This window comes from Poseidonocella sedimentorum (genome assembly GCF_900116005.1).
GTDB lineage: Bacteria > Pseudomonadota > Alphaproteobacteria > Rhodobacterales > Rhodobacteraceae > Poseidonocella > Poseidonocella sedimentorum.
This window is the reverse complement of sequence record NZ_FOYI01000019.1, coordinates 23,463-43,326: the sequence shown is the minus strand read 5'-3', so window position 1 is coordinate 43,326 and position 19,864 is coordinate 23,463. Positions and strand designations below refer to the sequence as shown.

Sequence of the window (19,864 nt, the reverse complement as noted above, 5' to 3'; positions counted from 1 at the left end):
GATCAAAACGGTCTTCTCTTCGACCTGTTCTGCGGCCAAACCAACCATCATTTGCGCGAAGATGCCCTTGTCGCTCCAGCGCTTCCAACGATTGTAGAGCGTCTTGTGAGGGCCATATTCCTTCGGAGCATCCCGCCAACGCAACCCATTGCGGTTGATGAAGATAATCCCGCTCAGAACACGACGATCATCGACGCGTGGCTTGCCGTGGGACTTCGGGAAGTAAGGCTCCAGGCGCGCCATCTGCGCGTCGCTCAACCAGAAAAGATCAGACATGTCACCGCTCTGTTTTCGGACGGTGAATCATGACGCCTCAATGAAATCAATGGGTCCTGACCCTAGAAGTGTCACTGAAACTTTCCATTCTTAAACCTTACGGTGTTCAATCCGAACTCGAAAATCCGAACGTACCGGCATCCGCTAGAGCCGATATGAATGGTATCTATACCCTTCCTACAAGTTTGACCCCTGAGGAGTTTCAGCAGCGCTTGAAGCTGCGGATGCTTCTTCGCGGAAACGCGAAACCGGGGAAACATGAAGCCGACGCCGACCATTTATTTGAGGCGGGAAAATATGGCGGGGGATACTTTCTAACCCACGACAAACGCATTCACAAACTAGTGGATCAGATCAAAAAGATCATACCCAGCATCTCTGTCGTTACCTTAAAAGAATTCGTTGAAATTGCGCTATTCTACGAAAATGCAAACTCCCCAAACCCATAGTGCATACTATAGTTTAAAACACCGCCTTCTATCAGTTGCTCGGGCGACCAGCCCGGGCCGCGCCCTCCCCTCCCCGCGGGAGGGCGCATGGCGATGTCGGAAACCACACAAAGCGCGTCCGATGCTTTCAAGATAAAGCACTGACCACGAGCCGATCAAGGCGCCCTCCCAGGTGAGGGCGCGGCCCTTATCGCAACCATCCAGCCCTCCCTGGCGCTCCGCGCGTTCACGGCTGAAAAGGTCCACTGGACCTTTTCCGAGACGCCGTTCACTCCCCGCGGGAGGGCGCATGGCGATGTCATAAACCGTACAAAACGAGTCCGATGCTTTTGAGCATAAACCGCTGACCACAAGTCCATCAAAGCGCCCTCCCAGGTGAGGGCGCGACCCTTATCACTCAGGTCCAACCGCCCCCTGCGCTCCGCGCGTTCGAACCTCGATCCGTCCACTGGACGGATCACCGCTGCGCGGATCGGCTCTCACACCTCGCGCCACTCCCCCGGGGCGAGGTCACCCAAGGTCCAGTCGGCGACTTGCGATCGGATGAGGCGGAGCGTGGGGCAGCCCACAGCGGCGGTCATGCGGCGCACCTGACGGTTGCGGCCCTCGGTGAGGGTCAGGCGGAGCCAGCGGTCGGGGATGGATTTGCGCACGCGAATCGGCGGGATTCGGGGCCATAGCCAGCTTGGTTCTTCGGCGAGTTCCGCCCCGGCCGGGCGGGTCCGGCCGTCCTTGAGCGTCACGCCATCGCGCAGCGCGGCAAGCGCCGCCGCATCGGGGGCGCCTTCGACCTGGGCGAAGTAGGTCTTGCCCTGCTTGGCCCGTGGGCTCGCGATGCGCGCCTGCAAGCGCCCGTCATCGGTGAGGACCAGCAGCCCTTCGCTGTCACGGTCGAGCCGACCCGCGGCATAGACACCGGGCGGCAGGCCGAATTCCGAGAGCGTCCGCGCCGTGCTGCCCTGCGTGCCGCGATCGGTGAATTGCGAGAGCACGTCATAGGGTTTGTTGAAGAGGATCACGCGGGCCATGGGGGCGGGAGTGGCGGGCGCTTCAGCGCGCGCTCTCGGCGGCCTCGCGGATGGACGCGATGTTACGGCCGTAGACTTCCGGCGCCTCGACCGACCCGCCCTTGAACACCGCCGAGCCCGCGACGAGCACATCTGCCCCGGCCGCCGCCACCTGCGGCGCGGTGGTCGGATCGACCCCGCCGTCGATCTCGATGTGAATTTCCCGGTCGCCGATCATCTCGCGCAGGGCGCGCACCTTGCCGGTCATGTCGAGGAACTTCTGGCCGCCGAAACCGGGGTTCACGGTCATGACGCAGACGAGGTCCGCTAGGTCCAGCAGATGGGCGACGGCCTCCGCCGGCGTGCCGGGATTGAGCGCGACACCGGCCTTCATCCCCGCGCCGCGAATGGCTTGCAAGGTGCGATGACTATGGGGGCCGGCCTCGACATGGGCGGTCAGGATATCGGCGCCCGCCTCGGCATAGGCTTCGATGTAGGGATCGACGGGCGCGATCATCAAGTGCACGTCCATCACCGTTTTGACATGGGGCCGGAAGGCCTTCACCGCGGGCGGGCCGAAGGTCAGGTTGGGCACGAAATGCCCGTCCATCACATCCACATGCACCCAATCCGCGCCCTGCCCCTCGATCGCGCGGATCTCGGCGCCGAAATTGGCGAAATCGGCGGAGAGGATCGACGGGGCGATCTTGATGGAACGGTCGAACGGCATGGGCGAGGCCTCCTGATCTGGCGCGTGGGCGTTCCCTACCCCAAATCCGGTGGCGGCTCAAACGGGGTTTTGCCGCCGTTCGATGTGCTGTGCCTGATGGGTCAGGCGTGCTGTGCGATATCGCGCATGGAGCGGCATTTCCAGCTCGCCACCCGCCAGCGCGGATGGGTCTCTGTCCAGCGCGCAAGTTCGGGTTGGGCCTGCATCAGGCAGGTCATGGGCGATATGTCGCTATAGAGAAGGCTGCGTTTTTCGCAGGTGTCGGGCGTGCTCCAGAGGCAGGCGACGAAAACCAGTTCGATCATGGGACTCTCGTGTCAACTCATACAAAGGTATTGGGTACGGTCTCATGATAACCGCGAATTTCCTAAGATTCTGCTGTCGCGCCCCGGGGCGATTGCGGGTGCGCGGGCGGGAGTGATCGATTTTTGGGCAGACTCGCCGCGCGCCGGGCATACGGGCGAGGGTGCGTCGCCAGAGCGTCAGGACGGGGCGGACGGGAGCGCTCGGGCCCGGCCGGCCGCATCGAGATGGATCGCGGTGGAGGGCTCGCCGGGAGTGATCTCGCCAAAGCCCCGCGCGTCGCGCAGGAGCGCGGCGGGGGCGGACGTCGCCATCGCCAGGGCCTCGTGCAGCGGCAGTCCGACCGGCCCGGTGAGGACGGCGCACGCGGTGGGCATGTCGGCGTCGGCGCCCGCGAGCGTGCCGTCTTCCAGCGTCAGCCGGCCACCTTGCCGGATCACCCGCCGGCCGTTCAGGGCAAACCCGTCGATTTCCGATCCCAGGGTGGCCATCGCATCGGTCACGACGAAGAGCCCGCCAGGCGGGGCCTTGGCGGCGATGGCTGTGCGGAGCGTGCCGGGGTGGACATGGTGGCCATCGGCGATGATCCCGGCGCGGACCTCTGGCGTATCGAGGGCGGCGCCGACCAGGCCGGGCGCGCGGCTGCCGAGCTGGCTCATGGCGTTGAAGAGGTGGGTCACGGCGCGCGCGCCGGCGGCGAAGGCCGCTTTGGCCGCCTCGTAGGTGCAATCTGTGTGGCCGAGCGAGACGATGACGCCCGCGCGGCTCAGCGTGCTGATTTGCGCGGGCGGGACGGTCTCCGGCGCGACGGTGACCAGCAGGTTGGGCAGGCGCTGCGCCGCGTCGCAGAGCAAGGCGAGGTCCTCCGAGCCCATCGGGCGGATCAGCGCAGCGTCATGCGCGCCCTTGCGTGCGGCGGCGAGGTGCGGGCCTTCGAGGTGGAGCCCGAGGATGTCGGGCTGGCCTTGGGCGATCGCGCGCGTGACGGCATCGATGGCGGCGCGGGTTTTTTCGGGCCTGTCGGTGATCAGCGTCGGCAGGAGGGCGCGCGTGCCCGTGGCGGCATGGGCGCGGGCGATCCGCGCGATGCCTTCGGGCGTGGTGACATCGTTGAAGAGGATGCCGCCGCCGCCGTTGACTTGAAGGTCCACGAAGCCGGGCAAGATGGTGCCGCCGTCAAGCCGCGTGATCTCCGCCCCGACCGGCGTCTCGCCAGGGGCGAGCAGGGCAGAGACGATCCCGTCCTCGATCAACAGCCCGTGGCCGCAGTGCAGCGCGTGGCCGTCGAAGACATCCGCGCCGAGGAAGATCCGGGCCGTCATGGCGCGCCGTCCTGCCCGGCCAAGAGCAGGGCCCCGTCGAGTGCGGTGCCCGCCGGAGCGCGGAGGCGCGCGGCGAGGGGCGGCGAGAGGTAGGGGGCGTAGCTTGGGCCGAGCCCGCCGGAGAGGCAAAGCGGAGCGTTCCCGGCAAGGTCCAGCGCGGCGAGCGCGCGGGTCAGGTAGGACGCACCGCGGGCCATGATCGCGCGGCCGGTGTCGTCCCCCGCCGCCGCGGCCTCGGTCAATTTCCGGGCCAGGCGCGCGTAGTCTTGTGGGCCCGCCTGACCGGCGAAGGCGACGATGCGGTCCGGCGCGCCGCCGAAGTCGATCAGCACCGCGCGGGTCAGATCGGTGAAAGCAGCAAGGCCGTCATGGGCGAGAAGCGTCTCTTCGAGCAGCGCCCGGCCGAGCCAGGCGCCGGAGCCCTGATCGGAGAGCTGAAACCCCCAGCCGCCGATGGTGCGGAGCGCGGCGCCGCGCCGGGAGATCAGGAAACTGCCCGTGCCGACGCAGATCAGCGCGCCATCCTGCCCGCCAAGCGCGCCCGCAAGCGCGGTGGGCCGGTCGTCGGTCACGGTCCAGCGGGCGGGGGGCAAGGCGGCGCGGACCCGGTCCGCATCGGAGCGGGTCACGACCCCGGCGAGACCGGCATGGGCGCGGCAGGCGGCCAGGGCGCTCTCGTCGAGCCCGGCCGCCGAGAGCGCCTCATGGATCGCCGCGCGGAGATTGGCGAGGGCGCCGTCGAAATCGGAGGTGACATTCGCGGGGCCTCTCTCGGCCCGGGCAAGCACCGTGCCATCGGCGCGCGCGAGAGCGACCCGGCAGCCGGAGCCGCCGCCATCCACCCCGAGGAACAAGACTGGGAGCCCGCGCGTCATGGCGCTACCGATAGCAGACGGGATGCGAAAGGGAAGCCATTTGGGCCCGGTGCGCGCGCCTGCCCCATGGGAAGCCTGCCCGGGCGCGCGGCGTAAAAGATGGACATTCCCCGGCGCGAGCATGTAGTGCGGTGCTGTTGCCGAAAAGGCGCAGCAAACGGGCAGAGTTGTGAACGAAAAGACCCCGCATATGACCCCGATCCCGACCCAATGGGTGGGCCCCATCGCCTTCACCGGGGAGCTCGTCGAGGGCGAGGTGAGCGCGCCGCTGGCGACCTACGAGACGCCGCTCTGGCCCTCCACCGCGCGGGGGGCAGGGGTGTCGCGCCATGCGGGCGGCATCCGGGTCACGCTGGTCGATGAGCGGATGACGCGGTCGATCCTGCTGCGGGCCCGCGACGGCGCCGCCGCGACCGCCGCCTGGCGCCGGATCGAGGCGCGCAAGGACGAGATCGCCGCCATCGTGCAGGGGACAAGCCGCTTCGCGCGCCTTTTGGAGCTCAACCGCCAGATCGTCGGCAACCTGCTCTACATCCGCCTCGAGTGCGCCACGGGCGACGCCTCGGGCCACAACATGGTGACCAAGGCGGCCGAAGCGGTCCAGAGCTGGGTCCTCGGCGAATACCCCGAGCTTGCCTATGCCTCGATCTCCGGCAACTTCTGCACGGACAAGAAGGTCTCGGCGGTCAACGGCCTGCTGGGTCGGGGCAAATACGTCATCGCCGAGATGGAGATCCCCGGCAAGCTGCTGCGGCGGATGCTGCGGACGACGCCGGAAAAGATGCTCGCGCTCAACATCGAAAAGAACCTGATCGGCGGGAGCGTCGCCGGATCGCTGCGCAGCGCCAACGCGCATTTCGCCAACATGCTGCTGGCCTTTTACCTCGCCACCGGGCAGGACGCGGCCAATATCATCGAGGGCTCGCAAGGCATGGTGCATGTGGAGCCGCGGGGCGAGGATCTCTATTTTTCCTGCACTCTGCCCAATCTCATCGTCGGGACTGTCGGCTCCGGAAAGGGCAACCCGCAGGTGGAGGCGCATCTTGACGCGCTCGGCTGCCGCGAGCCGCGCGACGAGGGCGCCAACGCGCGCCGGCTTGCGGGGATCTGCGCGGGGGTGGTGCTTTGCGGGGAGCTGTCGCTGATGGCGGCCCAGACCAACCCCGGCGAGCTGATGCGCGCGCATCTGCAACTGGAACGCGGTTGATGAGCCGCGCGCCGGATCGCAGCACCGCCGGGCGCAAGCGCGACCACATCCGCGCGCTCGGGCAAGACGCTGGGATCGAGCGCGGCGGCACGGGATTCGACACCATCCGCCTGACCCATCGCGCCCTGCCAGAGCTTGATCTGGACAAGATCGACACGCGCACCACATTCCTCGGCAAGGAGCTCAGCTTTCCGCTGATCATATCGTCCATGACCGGCGGAGAGGACGCAGCAATTGCCCGCATCAACCGCAATCTGGCCCAGGCCGCAGAGGCCACCGGCGTCGCCATGGCCGTCGGATCGCAGCGGGTGATGTTCGACCGGCCCGCCGCGCGCGCGAGCTTTGCGATCCGCGAGTTTGCGCCGCATGTCCCGCTGGTGGCCAATATCGGCGCGGTGCAGCTCAACGCGGGGCTCGGCGCGGCCGAATGCCGGGCGGCGATCGACGTGCTTGAGGCCGACGGGCTCTACCTCCATCTCAACCCGCTGCAGGAAGCGGTCCAGCCCGAGGGCGACCGGGATTTTTCCGGCCTGATCGGCGCCGTCGCCGCGCTCGCCCCGCAGCTTCCCGTGCCGGTCCTTTTCAAGGAGGTGGGCGCGGGGCTCTCAGGCGCGGATATTCGCGCGGGGCTTGAGGCGGGGATCCGGCATTTCGACGTCGCCGGGCGCGGCGGGACATCCTGGAGCCGGATCGAATATCACCGCCGCGCGGAGGAAGACGACGATCTCGGCCTCGTCTTTCAGGACTGGGGCCTGACCACGGTCGAGGCGCTGGAGGAGGCGCGCGCCGCCCTCGGGCCGGACCGCGCCGAAACGACCCTCATCGCCAGCGGCGGGATCCGCAACGGTATCGACATGGTCAAAGCCCTCGTTCTGGGCGCGGACCTGTGCGGCATAGCGGCCCCCCTGCTTGCGGAGGCCCAAGAATCCTGCGATTGCGTTATCCGCAAAATCCAACGGATCCGGCGCGAATTCCAGACCGCCATGTTCCTGCTGGGCTGCGCGGACTGCACGGCGCTGCGCGGAAACGCGGCGTTGGTGAGGCAAGACTAGGAGAGGCACGAGTGATCAAGACAGGCATCGACGCGATGAGCTTTTACGTGCCGCATCGCTACATCGGGCTTGAAAGCCTCGCCGAACGTCACGGCATCGATCCGGAGAAGTTCTCCAAGGGGATCGGCCAGGAGAAGATCGCCCTGCCCGGCCATGACGAGGATATCGTCACCATGGCCGCCGAGGCCGCCAAGCCGCTGATCGACAAATACGGCGCCGACGGCATCGACACCGTGCTCTTTGCCACGGAGACCGGCATCGACCAGTCCAAATCCGCCGGCATCTATGTCCACCGGCTGCTCGGCCTGCCCGCAAACTGCCGCAACGTGGAGCTGAAGCAGGCCTGCTACTCGGCGACCCCGGCGATCCAGCTCGCCTGCGGCTATGTGGCGCGCAAGCCCGACCGGCGGGTCCTCGTGATCGCCTCCGATGTCGCGCGCTATGAGCTCGACAGCTCCGGCGAGCCGACCCAAGGGGCCGCGGCCGTGGCGATGCTGATCAGCGCCGATCCGCGGCTCGTGGAGATCGACCCGGTCTCGGGCTGCTTCACCGAGGACATCATGGATTTCTGGCGCCCCAACTACCGGCGCACCCCGCTGGTCGACGGGAAGTATTCCGCCCTGCGCTATCTCAACGCGCTGATCGAGGCCTGGCGCGACTATCAGGCCAACGGCGGGCTCGACTATTCCGAAATCGCGCGCTTCTGCTACCACCTGCCGTTTTCACGCATGGGCGAGAAGGCGCACCGGCATCTGGCCAAGGCCGCCAAGACGCAGGTCAACATGGATCAGGCCCTGCCCGGCATGATCTACAACCGCCAGATCGGCAACAGCTATGCGGCCTCGATGTATCTCGCGCTGATCTCGACGCTGGACAATTCCGACATGGATCTCGGCGGCAAGGCCATGGGCCTGTTCAGCTACGGCTCGGGCGCGGTGGCGGAATTCTTCGCCGGGCGCGTGGTCCCGGGCTACCGCGATCACCTCTTCACCGAGCGCCACCGGGCCCTGATCGACGAGCGCGAGCAGGTCGATTACGAGGGCTACCTCAAGCTCTGGCAGGCGGTCGATCCGGGCGACGGATCCGAGCGGATCCTCCCCGACGAGGCCCGTGGCCGCTACAGACTGGCGAGCATCAATGAGCACCAGCGCCACTACATCGACAGCGCCGCCTGAGCCCGCCCGCGCGCACGCGCCGGGCAAGCTGATCCTCTCGGGCGAGCACTCGGTGCTCTACGGCGCGCCGGCGCTGGCCGTGGCCATCGCGCAATATACCGAGGTTTGGTTCAAGCCGATGGATCTGGCCGAAGGGCTGCGCACCGCGTTTGACGATCTGTCCTCCGGCGCCTTCTATCCCTTCCGGTTGCTGACGAAATTCAAGGGCAGTCTGGACCGCCGCTTCGAGCAGTTCCGGCGCGGCGAGCTCGATGTGCAGAACATCCTGACCCACCCCGACGATCTGGCCGTCTACGCGCTCGCCTCCCTCCTGCAGGAGGGGCCGACGCCGGGGCTCGGCGCGGTTCACCATCTGCCCCATCCGGGACAGCTCGGGAGCCATTCCGCCCTTCCGCGCGGGGCGGGCTTTGGCTCCTCGGCGGCGGCGATCGCGGCGGTGACCGTCCTCTTCGAGACCCTGCTGGATCGGCCCAAGACCGCGCCGGAGCGCGTCGCGCGGGTGCGCTTTTGCGAGCGTCTCCAACACGGGCAGGCCGGCCCGATCGATGCGGCGACCGTGGTCCACGGCGGTCTGGTGCGCGCGCAGGACGGCGCGGTCTCCCCCGCCGAGATCGCCGAGGGCCATTCGCTCCTGCGGGGCGACGGCTGGTACTGGGTGCTGCACGGCCTCCCCGCCTCGACGACCGGCGATTGCGTCTCGCATGTCCGGCGGCACCACGGCTCCGACGCGCCGCTCTGGGCCGACTTCGCCGCCTGCACCGCCGCCTTTGCCGATGCGCTGGCCGAGGGCCGCGCGCCGCTCGGTGAGATCACCGCCAACCAGCGCCTGCTGGAGCGGATCGGCGTTGTTCCCGAGGGCACGTCCCGCTTCATCGGGGCCGTCGAAGCGGCTGGCGGCGCGGCCAAACTTTGCGGCGCGGGGTCCGTCGCGGGCCCGCACGGCGGCGCGGTGCTCGTCCGGCTCGGCGATCCCGAGGCGATGCGCGCACTCATGGCCCGCCAACCCGAGCTGCGCTGGTCCCCTCTCCGCGTTGCCCCGACTGGCGCCGCGCCGGGGCCCGCGCCTCGCGAGGCAGAGGCATGATCCGCGCCTCCGCCCCCGGCTCGATCATGATCACCGGCGAGCACGCGGTGGTCTATGGCCATTCGGCCATCGTCGCCGCCATAGATCAACGCATCACGGTCGAGCTTTTGCCGCAACCCGGCCCCGAGATCGACATCGCCTCCGACATCGCCCCGCCGCTCTTCGCGCGCCTCGACGCGCTCCCCCATGGCGGGCCCTACCGTTTCGTCCTCGCCGCCATCGCCGGGTTTGCGGCTGACCTGCCCGGCGGCGTCTCCCTGCGAATCCGCTCCGAGATCGACCCGACGCTCGGCCTCGGCTCCTCCGCCGCCGTCACCATCGCCACCCTCGGCGCGCTCGCCCGCTACGCAGACCACACGCCGGACGATCTGCACACCCGCGCGCTCGGGATCATCCGCGCCCTGCAGGGACGCGGCAGTGGCGCCGACCTTGCCTCAAGCCTCACCGGCGGGATGATCAGCTACCGCGCGCCGGAGGCCGGGGGGCCCGCCGCCAAGATCACCGCCCTCCCCGCGCCGCCGCCGCTCTCGCTGCGCTACGCCGGCTACAAGACACCGACCGCCGATGTGCTGGCCCTCGTGGCCGCCCGGATGGAGGCGGAACCAGAGAGATATCGCGCCCTCTACGCGCAAATGGGCGCGGCGGCCGAGACCGCCATCGCCGCCGCCACCGCACAGGATTGGCCCGCCCTTGCCGCCTCGCTCCAGCGCTACCAAACCTACATGGAGGCGCTCGGCGTTTGCGACGAAACGCTCGGCGCACTCATCCGGGGCGCCATCGCACACCCGGGCACCATCGCGGCGAAAATCTCCGGCTCAGGCCTCGGGGACTGTGTGGTCGCGCTCGGGCAAACGCCGCCGGGGTTTGCCCCCGCACCGCTCGCAAAGGAGGGCCTTCGTGTCGATTGATTGCGCCGCCCGCAACCGCATCGCCGCGGCGATGCAGACCGCCACCGCCCCCCGCCGCGCCTCGGCCTATGCGCCGAGCAACATTGCGCTGTCCAAATATTGGGGCAAGCGCGATCAGGCGCGCAACCTGCCGCTCAACAGCTCGCTGTCGATTTCGCTCGCCGAATGGGGCAGCCACACCGAGATCGTGCCCGCAGAGGATGGCGCGGATCGCGTCTGGCTCAACGGCGCGGCGCTCGACGCCGAGACGCCCTTCGCCGCCAAAGCCCTGCGCTTTGCCGACCTTTTCCGCGCGGGCCGGGACGCGCCGCTGCACATCCGCACGCGCAACACGATCCCGACCGCTGCCGGCCTTGCGTCCTCGGCCTCTGGCTTCGCCGCGCTGACCCGCGCGCTCGTCAGCGCTTTCGGGCTGGAGCTCAGCGAGCGTGACATGAGCCTCATCGCCCGGCTCGGCAGCGGCAGCGCCGCGCGCTCGCTCTGGCACGGCTTCGTCCGCTGGGATCGGGGCACGGCGCCCGACGGGGGCGACAGCCTTGCCGCGCCGCTCGATGTCCACTGGCCCGCCTTCCGCATCGCCATCGTTGCCGTCGACACTGGGCCGAAATCCATGACCTCCCGCGACGGGATGAACCACACGGTCGCGACAAGCCCGCTCTTTGCCACCTGGCCCCAGACGGCCGAGGCCGATTGCGCCGCGATCGAAACCGCCGTGCGGGCGCAGGATCTGCCAAAGCTCGGGGCGCTGGCCGAGGCCAATGCGCTGGCGATGCACGCCACGATGCTCGCCGCCCGCCCGGCGCTGAGCTATCTCAAGCCGGAAAGCTGGGCCGTGCTGGAGCGGCTCTGGCGTGCGCGGGCGGAAGGGTTACAGGCCTTTGCAACGATGGACGCCGGCGCGAATGTGAAGCTGATCTTTGAGCAGACGGACAGCGCGGATGTGCTGGCGGCGTTCCCGCAAGCCGAGATCATCGCGCCCTTTTCCGTGCAGAACTGAGCCGGGCCAGCGACGGCCCGTGGGGTGTCGCTCCTTCGGCTGAACGTGTTGCTTTATCGTGCCAAATACATCCAAAATTCGAGGTTTGCGCTGGCGGTGACAAAGCGACAGCCCGCCGGACGGGCCGTCGCTGGCCCGGCGCCTTCGGCGTGTTCCGGGCTGGGACTAGTTCGAGAGTCGGTCTACTGCCCAACTCGCAGCGTCGGCCACTGTCTCGCACGGATCGCCCCGTAGCCGGTCCGCCGCCGGGCGCAACCCTGCCTCCCCCGAGTTCCCGATCGCATAAAGCACGTTGCGCACAAACCGGTCCCGCCCGATCCGCTTGATCGGCGAGCCGGAGAACAGCGCGCGGAACCCGGCATCGTCCAGCGCCGCAAGCTCGGCCAGCCGTGGGGCCATCAGATCCGCGCGGGCGCGGTATTTCACCTCGCGCGCCTCCTGCGCGAACTTGTTCCACGGACAGACCGCGAGACAGTCATCGCAGCCGTAGATGCGATTGCCGAGCAGGGGCCGGAGCTCTTCGGCCACGGGGCCCTTGTGCTCGATGGTGAGGTAGGAAATGCAGCGGCGCGCGTCGAGCTGATAGGGGGCGGGGAAAGCGTCGGTCGGGCAGATGTCGAGGCACCGGCGGCAGGAGCCGCAGTGATCGACCTCCGCCGCATCGGGCGCCAGCTCCAGCGTGGTGAACACCGAGCCGATGAAGAACCAGCTGCCCATATCGCGCGAGACGAGGTTGGTGTGCTTGCCTTGCCAGCCGAGCCCGGCCGCGGCCCCGAGCGCCTTTTCCGGCACCGGGGCGGTATCGACAAAGACCTTCACCTCGCCCCCCGCCTCGGCGATGAGCCAGCGCGCCAGCCGCTTGAGCCGCTTCTTGACCACATCGTGGTAATCGCGGTTCTGGGCATAGACCGAAATCGCCGCGCGGTCCGGGTGCGAGAGCACCTCCAGCGGATCGTGCTCGGGCGTGTAGCTTTCCCCGAGCATGATCACCGTGCGCGCCTCGGGCCAGAGGACCTGCGGCGCCCCGCGCCAATGGCTGCGCTCGGCGAGCCATGACATCTGGCCGTGATACCCCTTGTCAAGAAAGGCGCGGAGGCGTTCGGGCACTTCCGGCACCGCATCGGGGCGCGTCAGGCGGCAGAGCTCGAAGCCCATCTCGCCCGCCGCCTCGATCAGCCGTACCTTCAGATCATCCATGGCGCATTCTGGCACAGGGACGCCCCCGCGCGCCTCAGAAATCGAGATCGGCGTAATGGGCGGGCTGGGGGAACCCCGGCACCTGATCGGCGAGGATGCGGCGGAAGGCCGGGCGCGACTTGATCTTGGCGTACCAGTCCTTGACCGCGTCCGAGCGGTTCCAGTCCACGTCCGAAATATAATCCAGCGCCGACAGATGCGCGGCGGCCGCGAAATCCGCGAGCGTCATGTTGTCCCCGGCGAGCCAGCGGCGGCGCTCCAGGAGCCAGGCCATGTAGTCGAGGTGATACTTGATCGCGCGCGCCCCGGCCTTGACGTTGCCGGAATCCGGAAAGCCCTGTTTCATGAGCTTCTTGTTCACCCGCTCGTAGAGCAGCTTGGACGTGACCTCGTTGTGAAACTTGTCGTCGAACCAGCTCACCAGCCGCCGAACCTCGTAGCGCGACTCGGCGTCCTCGGGCATGAGCGGCGGCGAGGGATGGGTCTCTTCGAGATACTCGCAAATCGGGGTGCTCTCGGCCATGAACCGGCCGTTGATCCGCAAGACGGGCACCTTGCCCGCCGGGTTGCGGCGCAGGAAATCGCCATCGGCCTCCCAATAGCGGACCTCGGCGAGCTCCACCTCGATGCGCTTCTCGGCAAGGCAGAGCCGCACCTTCCGGCAGAAGGGCGACAGCGGGACGTGGTACAGGCGCGGGGTGTCACTGGATGTGTCGGTCATGTCTCGTCATTCCTGCCCGAGGCTCGGGCGGGTTTCAACTCCCTGCGGTGAAACAGTCGGCGCGCCCGTCGCCGCGGATGGTTTCCGCGCCATCGGCGATCGCGGCGGCGCGGCGGCGGACAAAGGCGCTCGGCTCGGCGGCGGAGCGGCTCTTGGGGGCGGGCAGAACGGCGGCGAGGCGGGCGGCCTGCATCGGACTGAGCTGGGCGGCAGAGGTCTTGAAATAGGCGCGTGCGGCGGCCTCGACACCGAAGACGCCCTCGTCGAATTCGGCGAGGTTGAGATAGACCTCAAGGATTCGCTGCTTGGACCAGGCGATCTCGACCAACGGCGTGAGCAGCGCCTCGAGCGCCTTGCGCAGCCAGCTCCGCCCCTGCCAGAGATAGGCGTTCTTGACGGTCTGCTGGCTGATGGTGCTTGCGCCCCGGCTCTCGCCGGCTTCGATCACCGCGCGGATCGCCTCCATGTCAAACCCCCAGTGCAGGCAGAAATTGGCATCCTCCGCCGCGACGGCCGCGCGGGCCATCACCGGGGCGATCTCCTCCATCCCGACCCAGCGGTGCGACACGCCTCCGAGGCGGCGGCTTTCGCTGGCCATGTAGATCGAGCCGGGCGGGTTGACGATGGTGAAGAGCAGCACGGCCGCGGCCACCAGCGCGGCACAGGCCAGCGCGCAGCGTAGCACCCAGCGGCGAATGCGGGCGCGCAGCGGGCGGCGGGGCGCCTCCGCCGCGGCCTTGCGCTTGCGGGCCGGGGGTTTCGCCCGCGCAGCCTTGGTGGTTTTGGAGGGCCCGGTCATGCGCCAGATATGCCCGCAGACCTCCGGGCCCGCAAGCTCCGGCGGGCCGGGGGATCAAAGAATGAGCGCGCGCGCGTCCTTGCCGCAGGCCAGCGGGCGGGCGGGCGCCGTGCCGGTGCGGGGCATGTCCGGAAAGAGCGCCCTGAGCTCGGCGTCCAGCGCCGCATCGCCCTCGCGCACCATCGCCCCGGGGTTGAAGCTCTCGCTCACCGCGCCGTCGCTCCGCAAGAGCACAGGCCGCGCGCACATCACGTGAACGTAGTGCACTTCGCGCTCCCGGGCGCGGGTGACGGTCTTGCCATTGACCAGATGGACCGCCGTGGCGAGCACCTCGGGCAGACCGAAATAGATCTCGGCGCGCCAGCCGCGCAGCAAGACGCGATGCTGGGGCGAGACCGCGAGCGGGCGGGTATTGCCGAGCGTGCCGGGGGCAAAGACCACCGCGGCGAACTTGCCATCCCCCGGTGCGATGGTCGCGCCGGTCCAGACGATGGGTTCGCTCTGGCCGCCATCGGTGAGCACGGTATCGCCGACGCGCAGGGTCTCGACCGGCACCGGCCCGCGCGCGGTGTCGATCAGCGTCCCCGCGGTGAAGCAGGTCGGGCCGAATCGCGGCAAGGAGATATTCGTCTGCGACGAGACGGCGGTGGTGGAGATGAGCGTGCCGGTCGCGAGGGTCTGGCCATCCATCGGCGTGAAGAAGCGCCGCCCGTCGTCGAGATAGAAGGTCACCCCGGTGTATGTCACCTGGGTGCCGTTCGAGAGCTCAACCGTGACGGTATCGCCATCCCAGATGCGGTTGATGTCGGACCCGTCTATCAGGTCTTCACCGTAGCGGCTCAGAGTGCCGCTGTTGTCCGCGTCATCCGCTTCGAGAAACGCGACGTTCAGCGTCGTCCCCGCAGGCGGGGGCGAGAAAGGATCCATCTCGTAGAACTGGTCGAAAAACGTCGCCATGGGCAGGTCACACCGGTTAACAAACTGCGTTCGCGTCTAGCATAGCGCGATCAGCGCAAAAAGCAGCAGTTTTGCCTAGGCCGTGAGGTGGAGCGGAGTTTCGCTCTGGTCGCGGCCGCCCCCCGCGCTTACGGGACGGGGCTGCACCGGGCCGGCCTCGCCGTTGTGGCGGCCGGCCCGGTGCGCTGGATCATTCCGCGGGAATCGCGGTTTGCGTCTCGGACAGCGGCGCGGGCAGCTTGTCGAGCATCTCCTTGGGGCAAACCTGCACGAACCGGGGCAACTCTTCGTCCCAGTGCTGCCAGATCTCCTGCGCCAGCCGCGAGCCCGTCTCCTCGATATGGCGCTCGATGAGCTCCTCGAGCTCGGATTGCCAGTGATCGACCGTGACCGGGCAAGTCACCAGCGTTTCCATGTTGAGCAGCGTCGTGACCTCGGCGTTGGGATCATAGAGATAGGCCATGCCGCCCGTCATGCCCGCGCCGAAGTTGGCCCCGATCCGGCCGAGGATCACCGCGACGCCGCCGGTCATGTATTCGCAACCGTTGGAGCCACAGCCCTCGATCACCACCTTGGCGCCGGAGTTGCGCACCGCGAAGCGCTCGCCCGCGCGGCCCGCGGCAAAGAGATAGCCGTCGGTCGCGCCGTAAAGCACCGTGTTGCCGATGATCGTGTTCTCGGCGGCCACCAGCGGCGAGGCCATCGGCGGGCGCACGACGATCGTCCCCCCCGAGAGCCCCTTGCCGACATAGTCGTTGGCATCGCCGGAGACTTCGAGCTTGAGCCCGGGGGCCGCAAAGGCGCCGAGAGACTGGCCGGCGGAGCCGTTGAGCTTGACCGTCAGGTGGTTGGGCTGGAGCGCGTTGCGCATCCCGAACCGCTGCACGATATGGCTCGAGGTCCGCGTGCCGACCGTGCGGTGCGTGTTCTGCACCGAGTAGGAGAGCTGCATCTTCTCGCCCTCTTCGAGGAACCGCGCGGCGTCGCGGACAATCTCGGCGTCGAGCGTGTCGGGCACGGGATTGCGGGGCTTGTCGCGGTTGTAGACGATGTTTTTCGCCCCATCCACGGTGATCAGCATCGGGTTGAGGTCGAGATCGTCGAGATGCGCGGCGCCCCGGCTCACCTGGCTCAGCAGGTCCGCCCGGCCGATCACCTCATCGAGCGACCGCGCCCCGATCGAGGCCAGCACCTCGCGCACTTCCTGCGCGTAGAAGGTGATGAGGTTCACGACCTTGTCGGCATTGCCGGTAAACTTCGCACGGAGCGATTCGTCCTGCGTGCAGACGCCAACCGGGCAGGTGTTGGACTGGCACTGGCGCACCATGATGCAGCCCATCGCGATGAGCGCGGCGGTGCCGATGCCGTATTCCTCGGCGCCCATCATCGCCGCCATAACGATGTCGCGCCCGGTGCGCAGCCCGCCATCCGTCCGGAGTGTGATCCGGTCGCGCAGCTTGTTCATCGCCAGCACCTGATGCGCCTCGGTGAGGCCCATCTCCCAGGGCAGGCCCGCGAACTTGATCGAGGTCGCCGGGCTCGCGCCGGTGCCGCCGTTGTGGCCCGAGATGAGGATCACGTCGGCCTTGGCCTTGGCCACACCCGCCGCAATGGTGCCCACGCCCGAGGACGCCACCAGCTTGACGCAGACCTTCACCCGCGGGTTGATCTGCTTGAGGTCATAGATGAGCTGCGCCAGATCCTCAATCGAGTAGATGTCGTGATGCGGCGGGGGCGAGATCAGCGTCACGCCCTTGGTCGAATGCCGCAGCCGCGCGATGAGATCGGTGACCTTCATGCCCGGAAGCTGGCCGCCCTCGCCGGGCTTGGCGCCCTGGGCGACCTTGATCTCCAGCTCGTCGCACTGGTTGAGGTATTCCGCCGTGACGCCGAAGCGCCCCGACGCGACCTGCTTGATCTTGGCCGAGGGGTTGTCGCCGTTGGGCTCGGGCACGAAATGCGCCGGATCCTCGCCGCCCTCGCCGGAATCGGAGCGCGCGCCGATACGGTTCATCGCGACGTTCAGCGTTTTGTGCGCCTCCGGGCTCAGCGCCCCGAGCGACATGCCCGGCGTCACGAACCGCTTGCGGATCGCGGTGACGCTCTCGACCTCTTCGATCGGGACGGGTTTGCCAAGCGGCTTGACGTCCAGCAGGTCGCGCAGGTGGATCGGCGGGTTGGCCCGCATCCGCGCGGAATACTGCTTCCAGAGCTCGTAGCTCGCCTTGTTGCAGGCCATCTGCAGCATGTGCATCGACTGCGCGCCCCAGGCGTGGGTCTCGCCCGAGCGGCGCGCCTTGTAGAACCCGCCGATGGGCAGCACGTCGCGCCCACCGCGCCAGCCGAGATCGTGGATTTCCTCGACCTTCTTCTGGATGCCATGCACCCCGATGCCGGAAATGCGGCTCAGCATACCCGGGAAATACTCGGCGCACATCGCGCGCGAGAGGCCGACGGCTTCGAAGTTGAGCCCGCCGCGATAGGAGGAGATGACCGAGATGCCCATCTTGGCCATGATCTTGAGCATGCCCTGATCGATCGCCTCGCGGTAGCGTTGAACCGCGTCGCTGAGGCTCATGTCCAGCAGGCCGCGCTCGATCCGGTCGGCGAGGCTATCCTCGGCGAGATAGGGGTTCACCACGGTCGCGCCTGCGCCGATCAGCACTGCGAAGTAATGCGGATCGATGCATTCCGCCGAGCGGACGTTGAGCGAGCAGAAGGTCCGGAGGCCCTGCCGCGTGAGGTGGCTGTGGACCGCCGAGGTCGCGAGGATCATCGGCATCGGCGCCTTGTCCGGGCCCTGATACTCGTCGGTCAGCACAAGGTGCCCGGCACCCGAACGCACCGCGTCCTCCGCCTCGCGGCGGATGCGCGCCAGCCCCTCCATCAGCGCTGACGACTTGCCCGGCTCGAAGCTGCAATCGATCTCCACGAGATCGCTGTCGAGGTTCCCCACCAGTTCGGCGAACTGCGCGTTGCCGACAAACGGGCTCTCAAGAACGACGATCTCGGTCTGGGCGCTCGATTCATCGAGCACGTTCTTGAGGTTGCCGAACCGCGTCTTGAGGCTCATCACCCGGTATTCGCGCAGGCTGTCGATCGGCGGGTTGGTGACCTGGGAGAAGTTCTGCCGGAAGAAATGGCTCAGAGGGCGGTACATCTTGGAGAGCACCGCCGAGGGCGTGTCATCCCCCATGGAGGCCAGCGATTCCTTGCCGTCCTCGGCCATCGGCGCGAGGATCTGTTCGAGATCCTCCATCGAGTAGCCCGCCGCGATCTGCCGCTTGCGCAGCTCCGCCCCGGTGAAGATCGGCGCCTCGGAGACCCGGGCCAATTCCTCGCCCAGCTCCTTGATCTTGCCGACCCATTCGCCAAAGGGCTGGGACTGGCTGAGTTTGTCCTTGATCTCCTTGTCGTGGTAAAGCCGCCCCTCGGCCATATCCACGGCCAGCAGTTGCCCGGGGCCAAGCGCGCCCTTCTCGACAACGAACGCCTCGTCGATCGGGACCATGCCCGCCTCGGAGCCGGCGATCAGCAGCTTGTCGCCCGTGACCACGTAGCGCATCGGGCGCAGCCCGTTCCGGTCGAGCCCGGCGCAGACCCAGCGGCCATCGGTCATGGCCAGCGCCGCCGGCCCGTCCCAGGGCTCCATCACCGAGTTGCAGTAGGAATACATGTCGCGCCAGGCCTCGGGCAGCTCCAGCGCTTGCTTGGACCAGCTTTCGGGCACCAGCATCGTCTTGGCCATCGGCGCATTGCGCCCCGCGCGCACCAGAACCTCGAACACCGAATCGAGCGCCGCACTGTCCGAAGACCCCTGCGGGATGATCGGCTTGATGTCCTCGGCCATGTCGCCGAAAGCGGAGGAGGCCATGCGGATCTCATGGCTCTTCATCCAGTTGACGTTGCCCTTGAGCGTGTTGATCTCGCCGTTATGTGCAAGCATCCGGAACGGCTGCGCGAGCCACCACTGCGGGAAGGTGTTGGTCGAATAGCGCTGGTGATAGAGCGCAAAGGCGCTCTCGAAGCGCTCATCCTCAAGGTCGGGGTAGAAGACCGACACCTGCTCGGCCAGCATCATCCCCTTGTAGATGATCGACCGGCAGGAGAGCGACGCAATGTAGAGCGCGCCGATGCCCGCCGCGAGCGCCGCCTTCTCGATCCGCCGCCGGATGACATAGAGCTCGCGCTCAAAGGTCTCTTCGTCGACGCCCTTGGAGTTGGAAATCAGGATCTGCTCGATCTCGGGCCGGGTCGCGTTGGCCTTCTCGCCGAGGCAGGAGACATCCACCGGCACATGGCGCCAGCCATAGATATAGTGGCCCATCCGCAGGACTTCGGATTCCACGATCGTCCGGCAGCGCTCCTGCGCCCCGTGATCGGTCCGCGGCAGGAAGACCTGCCCGACGGCCATCAGCTCGCCCGGGCGCGGGTCGTGGCCCGTCCGGGTGATCTGGTCATAGAAGAAAGCGACCGGGATCTGGATATGGATGCCCGCGCCGTCACCGGTCTTGCCATCGGCATCCACCGCGCCGCGGTGCCAGATCGCCTTGAGCGCGCTGATCCCCGCCTGCACGACCTTGCGGCTCGGCCGCCCGTCGATCGAAACCACGAGCCCCACCCCGCAGGACGAATGCTCCTCTTCCTCGCGGTAGAGCGTGTTCTCGGCCATCCACTTGCGCTTGGCCTCTTCGGCGGCGGCCCATGCTGTATCGTATTTGGTCATGATCGGTCTCTCCCTCTCAATGGCCGCCGTGGCCGCCTTGGGCAATGGTGCCCGGCCCCGTCGTCGTGTCCGCGCTGCT

General features: G+C 67.8%; 18 protein-coding genes. 7 read left to right on the top strand and 11 right to left on the bottom strand.

The window, feature by feature from the left end:
* A partial coding sequence (locus BM353_RS16270) for a transposase (RefSeq protein ID WP_143104060.1) occupies positions 1-276 on the bottom strand: 276 nt, incomplete at its 3' end.
* Between the two features lie 68 nt (positions 277-344).
* Between BM353_RS16270 and BM353_RS16265 the strand changes: the two genes are divergently transcribed.
* Entirely contained in the window at positions 345-725 is a 381-nt protein-coding gene (locus BM353_RS16265; protein WP_143104201.1) for a type II toxin-antitoxin system VapC family toxin, read from the top strand.
* A gap of 479 nt (positions 726-1,204) precedes the next feature.
* On the opposite strand, the gene BM353_RS16260 is transcribed toward BM353_RS16265, so the two are convergent.
* The 5 genes from BM353_RS16260 to BM353_RS16240 all read right to left on the bottom strand — a co-directional run bounded on the left by BM353_RS16260 (position 1,205) and on the right by BM353_RS16240 (position 4,962).
* Entirely contained in the window at positions 1,205-1,753 is a 549-nt protein-coding gene (locus tag BM353_RS16260) for a pseudouridine synthase (protein ID WP_092082762.1), read from the bottom strand.
* A 22-nt stretch (positions 1,754-1,775) separates the two neighbouring features.
* Positions 1,776-2,462: a ribulose-phosphate 3-epimerase gene (rpe, locus tag BM353_RS16255; protein WP_092082760.1), complete on the bottom strand. Its 687-nt coding sequence runs from the start codon at positions 2,460-2,462 to the stop codon at positions 1,776-1,778.
* A 101-nt stretch (positions 2,463-2,563) separates the two neighbouring features.
* Positions 2,564-2,767, bottom strand: coding sequence for a hypothetical protein (locus BM353_RS16250; RefSeq protein ID WP_092082758.1), 204 nt, complete (start codon positions 2,765-2,767; stop codon positions 2,564-2,566).
* 177 nt (positions 2,768-2,944) lie between these two features.
* Positions 2,945-4,087, bottom strand: a complete 1,143-nt coding sequence (gene nagA, locus BM353_RS16245) for an N-acetylglucosamine-6-phosphate deacetylase (protein ID WP_092082756.1) — start codon at positions 4,085-4,087, stop codon at positions 2,945-2,947.
* On the bottom strand, positions 4,084-4,962 hold the full coding sequence (locus BM353_RS16240; RefSeq protein WP_245759687.1) for a glucosamine kinase nucleotide-binding domain-containing protein: 879 nt from the start codon (positions 4,960-4,962) through the stop codon (positions 4,084-4,086). Before BM353_RS16240 ends, nagA begins: the two co-directional genes overlap by 4 nt.
* A 190-nt stretch (positions 4,963-5,152) precedes the next feature.
* Between BM353_RS16240 and BM353_RS16235 the strand changes: the two genes are divergently transcribed.
* From BM353_RS16235 to mvaD, 6 genes are read left to right on the top strand one after another with little or no spacing between them, the layout of a single operon-like run.
* Positions 5,153-6,169, top strand: coding sequence for a hydroxymethylglutaryl-CoA reductase (locus BM353_RS16235; RefSeq protein WP_092082769.1), 1,017 nt, complete (start codon positions 5,153-5,155; stop codon positions 6,167-6,169).
* Positions 6,169-7,221: a type 2 isopentenyl-diphosphate Delta-isomerase gene (fni, locus tag BM353_RS16230; protein WP_092082754.1), complete on the top strand. Its 1,053-nt coding sequence runs from the start codon at positions 6,169-6,171 to the stop codon at positions 7,219-7,221. The genes BM353_RS16235 and fni overlap by 1 nt, the downstream gene beginning before the upstream one ends.
* Positions 7,222-7,232: 11 nt before the next feature.
* Positions 7,233-8,396 (top strand): hydroxymethylglutaryl-CoA synthase, encoded by a 1,164-nt coding sequence (locus BM353_RS16225; protein ID WP_245759686.1) that lies wholly within the window; start codon positions 7,233-7,235, stop codon positions 8,394-8,396.
* Positions 8,359-9,480, top strand: a complete 1,122-nt coding sequence (locus BM353_RS16220; protein ID WP_092082752.1) for a mevalonate kinase family protein — start codon at positions 8,359-8,361, stop codon at positions 9,478-9,480. Before BM353_RS16225 ends, BM353_RS16220 begins: the two co-directional genes overlap by 38 nt.
* Positions 9,477-10,388, top strand: coding sequence for a mevalonate kinase family protein (locus BM353_RS16215; protein ID WP_092082750.1), 912 nt, complete (start codon positions 9,477-9,479; stop codon positions 10,386-10,388). The genes BM353_RS16220 and BM353_RS16215 overlap by 4 nt, the downstream gene beginning before the upstream one ends.
* A complete protein-coding gene (gene mvaD, locus BM353_RS16210) occupies positions 10,378-11,385 on the top strand; it encodes a diphosphomevalonate decarboxylase (RefSeq protein WP_218155494.1) in 1,008 nt (335 codons plus the stop codon). Before BM353_RS16215 ends, mvaD begins: the two co-directional genes overlap by 11 nt.
* Before the next feature lie 165 nt (positions 11,386-11,550).
* On the opposite strand, the gene queG is transcribed toward mvaD, so the two are convergent.
* The 5 genes from queG to gltB all read right to left on the bottom strand — a co-directional run bounded on the left by queG (position 11,551) and on the right by gltB (position 19,785).
* Positions 11,551-12,582 carry a tRNA epoxyqueuosine(34) reductase QueG gene (gene queG / locus BM353_RS16205; protein WP_092082748.1) on the bottom strand — a complete coding sequence of 344 codons (1,032 nt, stop codon included), beginning with the start codon at positions 12,580-12,582 and terminating at the stop codon, positions 11,551-11,553.
* Between the two features lie 34 nt (positions 12,583-12,616).
* A complete protein-coding gene (gene fzlA, locus BM353_RS16200) occupies positions 12,617-13,303 on the bottom strand; it encodes an FtsZ-binding protein FzlA (RefSeq protein ID WP_092082746.1) in 687 nt (228 codons plus the stop codon).
* A 34-nt stretch (positions 13,304-13,337) separates the two neighbouring features.
* A complete protein-coding gene (gene mtgA / locus BM353_RS16195) occupies positions 13,338-14,102 on the bottom strand; it encodes a monofunctional biosynthetic peptidoglycan transglycosylase (protein ID WP_092082744.1) in 765 nt (254 codons plus the stop codon).
* A 54-nt stretch (positions 14,103-14,156) separates the two neighbouring features.
* The gene (locus tag BM353_RS16190; RefSeq protein ID WP_092082742.1) at positions 14,157-15,059 is read right to left on the bottom strand and encodes a Hint domain-containing protein; all 903 of its coding nucleotides are present in this window, start codon (positions 15,057-15,059) and stop codon (positions 14,157-14,159) included.
* 190 nt (positions 15,060-15,249) lie between these two features.
* Positions 15,250-19,785, bottom strand: coding sequence for a glutamate synthase large subunit (gene gltB / locus BM353_RS16185; RefSeq protein WP_092082740.1), 4,536 nt, complete (start codon positions 19,783-19,785; stop codon positions 15,250-15,252).
* Between the last annotated feature and the right edge of the window lie 79 nt (positions 19,786-19,864).